This window comes from Hymenobacter sp. H14-R3, from assembly GCF_030063445.1.
GTDB lineage: Bacteria > Bacteroidota > Bacteroidia > Cytophagales > Hymenobacteraceae > Hymenobacter.
In genome coordinates this window covers 1-4,319 of record NZ_JASITD010000057.1, presented here as the reverse complement: position 1 = coordinate 4,319, position 4,319 = coordinate 1, and the positions used below count along the sequence as shown (strand labels likewise).

4 protein-coding genes are annotated in these 4,319 nt (G+C 54.3%); all 4 read right to left on the bottom strand.

Going from position 1 to position 4,319, the window contains the following annotated elements:
- Window positions 1-12: 12 nt before the first annotated feature.
- The 4 genes from QMK33_RS23155 to QMK33_RS23140 all read right to left on the bottom strand — a co-directional run bounded on the left by QMK33_RS23155 (window position 13) and on the right by QMK33_RS23140 (window position 4,137).
- Window positions 13-624 (bottom strand): RepA protein, encoded by a 612-nt coding sequence (locus QMK33_RS23155; RefSeq protein ID WP_283567001.1) that lies wholly within the window; start codon window positions 622-624, stop codon window positions 13-15.
- Window positions 625-927: 303 nt separating this feature from the next.
- A complete protein-coding gene (mobV, locus tag QMK33_RS23150; protein WP_283567000.1) occupies window positions 928-2,199 on the bottom strand; it encodes a MobV family relaxase in 1,272 nt (423 codons plus the stop codon).
- Window positions 2,200-2,399: 200 nt separating this feature from the next.
- Window positions 2,400-2,783, bottom strand: coding sequence for a hypothetical protein (locus tag QMK33_RS23145; RefSeq protein ID WP_283566999.1), 384 nt, complete (start codon window positions 2,781-2,783; stop codon window positions 2,400-2,402).
- A gap of 889 nt (window positions 2,784-3,672) precedes the next feature.
- The gene (locus QMK33_RS23140) at window positions 3,673-4,137 is read right to left on the bottom strand and encodes a DinB family protein (protein WP_283566998.1); all 465 of its coding nucleotides are present in this window, start codon (window positions 4,135-4,137) and stop codon (window positions 3,673-3,675) included.
- Window positions 4,138-4,319 lie beyond the last annotated feature (182 nt).

Below are 4,319 nucleotides of genomic sequence, written 5' to 3'. Positions count from 1 at the left end.
TCCCTACTGCCCCTATAGCTGGGTGCTCTTGGCCATCTCGCGCAGTTGCTCCAAGCTGGGATTGAATGGTAGGGCAAGCTGGCCGGGGTTTTTGTCCTGTATCTGCTTGCGGACATAGCTTTTGGCAAACGTTACACGGCTGCCATTGAATATCACCAGGGGGTTCACAAAGTAGATTAGCGGGTCCGTGCTGCGGGCTATCAGACCAGCTCCTATCAGCTCAGCTAAGCCGCTCGTAACAAGCCCCCTGCTCTTGTAGAGAGTGAATTTCATGCACTCCGACGCCGAGAAGTAGAACTCATCTCGACCTGCGCGGAGCTGGCGGAGAACATAGGTAAACACCCGGATGCCACGTGGGCTAAGCTCCCAAAAGTTGAGCAGACCGCTCAGGAAGACTTTTGCAAACTGCTCTTCGTCAACTTCTACCTCTCTAACAAACAGACTTTCAGCTACTTTCTCGCCGTTATTATCGATTACCCAATACTTATTCTCTCCATTGCTGGTCTTCGGGGGCTTGATGGCCTGACGCTTTTTTGTGGTGCTAATCTCTAAAACGGCCTTCTCTGAAAATGGATTGTTCTCATTTTCAGGATAGTCCGTCAATTTTCTGTACCAAGTCGTCATAGCTTTTTGATTTTTTGCTAGACAAACTTAATCAATGCGTTTAAAAAAACGAGCCGTTTTTAAAACCATTCACTTTAAGCTTTAAAACACCACGTTGCAGAAAGGGTAGTGAATTTTTAAAAATGACTGGTCACCATCGCGGAAAAGTACAAACAGCATGTTTTAAGGTTTAAAACAGGTGTTTTAAATCTTAAAACAGACCCCCCTTGATTATCAGTAAGTTATAGCACTTGACTCTTAACTCTTACAAGACACCCCCTGCAATGCAATTGCGGGGGGGTGGCTTGGCCTTGCGTTTGGTGGTCAGTTCATGCTCACGCCTCCCCCTCCTCGGCTTTGGCCTTTGCTCTGCACTTGGTCGCGCTGCGCGGTGCGTTGCACGGCCTGGTCGTATGCCTCCTTCATCGACACCCCGCCCGGCTTCAACTCGGCCAGCTCGAACCGGCTGCCGGTGGCCGCGTGGCGTAGCTGGCCCTGTTTGGTGGTTGGGTTTTCCTGGTAAGTGTACCCTGGGAGTTTTTTTAGCTGCTCGGTCAGGTCGCCGGCTTGCCGAATAGGGGCCTTTAGGGCTTGCTGGACGTGTTTTTCTGCCTCGGCCTGCATACTGGAGCGAATTTTCTGGCCGTACTCCAGCACGTTCGCCGGCAACGTCTCGCCTTGGACCGCGAGCACGGCCGCTCGCTTCAATCCTCCCTCGAACGATTCCCGGCGGCCGATTTCCTTCGTTTTCGTGCCCTCCACGCTCGCCAACTGCCGAACAAGTGTCTTTTCCCGGTCTTTGGCCCCGGCGCTATCCTGCGCGATGCTGGCCGCCTTGCTGGCCCGCTCGTTGGCCGCGACGAGCTGCCGGGTCAGCTCCGCGTTCAGCCGGGCCTCTTGGTCGGCTCGCCACTTGGTCAAATTCACCAGGTCCAACCCGCTCGGCCCCTCGATGCTCAGGCGCGTGGCCGGCTCCGGCCTGGTCAGGTCGGCCAGCTCGCCCCGGCTTCGTTCCTGGGCACCGTAGACGTGGCGCATGACCTCGTGCTTGGCGCGGCTATGCTCTACCCCCCGTTCCATCCCAAACGGCTTCATGGCCTCGGCGTACTCGGTTTGCAGCGCGCGCAGGGTTTTGGGGTTGAACACGTCTTTGGCCGACAAGCGGCCGTCGGCGGTGATGGGCACGACCACGGCGTGAAAGTGGGGCGTTAGCTCGTCTTGGTGCAGGGTGCAACTCACTACGTTTTGCTCCCCGAACTTGTCTTTTAGAAATGCAATATTGGCCTCGGCCCACTTGCTGCCGTGCCAGTCGTGCGGGGTGCCATCGTCCTGGCGCTTGAACGCCTCCGGGCTGGCGGTCAGCAGCACTTCCACCCCGCGCACCGAATCATGCCGGACTTTGGCCCCGGCCTCCTGAATGCGCTCGGTGGCCAGCTCCCAATAATTGCGCTCGGCCGTGTTGACGTACTCGTGGTTCATCGGCTTGCGCTCGGTGTCGGCGTTGGGCGTTTCGCGCAGCCGGTAGTTATGGGCGGTCTTGGCCGCGCCCGCCTGGGCGGTCTTAATCTTGGCAACTCGGCAAATGGCGTAGGGCATGGGGCGGTGGGGAAAGGGACTAGATACTGCGTAGGGCCGGCTGCAAGCCCCACACCGGACGCAGTCCGGTATAGTGGGTTATACCGTTGTTTTTCTCGCGCAGTTTTTGGCCGGTTATTTACGCTTATTACTTACGCTAACGGAACTTTTTCAGGGTACATTTTGGGCAAAACTTACGCTTATCACTTACGCTAATACCCTTATTTACTTGGTTTGATACGCTGCATTCGGGTGGCTTGGGCATTCATTTCACGTTCCTCATTGTACTGCACCTTTTCAATGATGGAGTTATTAGCCACCCCGGCCCATCCCTGCACCAATGCTTGCAAACGACTGAACGCTTCCGCTGCCGGCATCCCCTCGACCTGCGCCAGTGCTTCCCTAGCTGACCGCCCGACCGCTACCAACTTATCCGCCAAATACCGCTCGTCCCCGGTCGCTGGCTTCCCCCATGCCTCGCCCCGTTTGATGAGCTGGTGCTGCACCACCCGGCACGAGGTCGAGCAAAATTTCCCCCCTCGACGCTTCGGCTCATAGTCCTTCCCGCATTTTTGGCACTGCGCTATCATGAGGTAAAAGTACAAAAGGGAGAAAAAGGGGCAAGGGTTTTTTGCCGGCGTGTACTCATAAGACAAACGGGGTAATTCAACGAAAGAGCTTTGCGTAGCCGGGTGGGATAACCACAAAATCGGTGCTGCTCATTTCCTGCCTGTCTGGCTTGCGGCCCCCCTATGCTCACCTGGTCATTTGCGAGATGATAGTGTGCGCGCTGCTCCGCTCCTTTTTTCCTGAATTAACGGCCGCGTCCTGCTGGCTGTTCGACCGCTTATTGTACCTGGATTTTAGAAAAGTGCCTCTACTGGCTGGAAACAGCTTTTTAAAAACCCCGTTTTCGTGTCCTTTTTTGAAACAACCTCAAATCGGAGCTTTACAGGGCTGCCCTATTTAGAGGTGCCGCTTAAGCCCATGCCGTTTTCAGCGCCCAAAACCCTAAGGGGTGAAAAGCGGCAAAAATCGAATCGTCCGTCAGGATATATAAGCTAAAAAATCACCTTCTATGGCACACCTTATTGAAATAGCAGCCCTACTCGCAGCAGCAACCCCCTTCCTCAAAGAAATCCGTCTGTGGGCCACCTCACGCAACAAGCCTCCCCGCTCGAGGCGGTAAGGCTTCCCCGTTCCGGGGATAGGTTTTCTTCGGCATGTTCCCCGCCGCGCTGTCCATTTTCGCCTTCCCTACTGCCCCAAACAGCGCGGCGGGGAAAATGCCTGAAAACCTAAAAACCACTCAGCAGAGGGCGAACCTTCAACGCTGAGTGGTATTAGAGCTAGGCCAGCAGAGGGCAGAACCTGCAACGCTGGTTGGCGCGTCTGGGGGCTGTTCTATTCCTGGCCGGTTGCTCCTCAGCAGAGCCGGTTACGCTTCAAACAGCTCCCAAATTTAGGCTAATTCGAGGCAGATTTTCTCAATCTTTATGTTTGCAAGAATTCCCGCATATGAGCCGGTAACGGATAACTTCCCTGAAGTCGGCGAATGAGAACGACTTCCCCCAGATGAAAGGACAAATGCAACGCAAAGTCTTGCAACAACAGCCCCTGCGTAAGAACCTGCTGTGGTTCTCTTATCTGGTCTGCATAGGTTTGCAACCGGGCAAGGCCTTGTTTAAACTGCGTGACGGCCTCTTGCAAAGCCTCTTGGCTTGGTGGTACGCGTTCAGAATTCCAGCTTTGTTTTTCGTCAAATGACTTCGCTAGAACCTCTCCCTGTAGTCGAGCTAATTGGTGCTCTTGCCAAACCAGTAAGTGTTGCAAAATCTGCCAAATACTGGTTGGAAAAGCCTCTTGCTCAGAGCTGCTGGTAACTATTGTCAAGTCATCGAAAGCCTTGAACGTGTCGAACGCTTGTTCAAATAAGCGACTGCTATAAGATGGAATCATGGCTTATTGGCTGATTTACTGTTGAATCTAGCTTCCTTTCCCTCTTGTCTATTCCTCCCTACTGCCCCTATAGCTGGGTGCTCTTGGCCATCTCGCGCAGTTGCTCCAAGCTGGGATTGAATGGTAGGGCAAGCTGGCCGGGGTTTTTGTCCTGTATCTGCTTGCGGACATAGCTTTTGGCA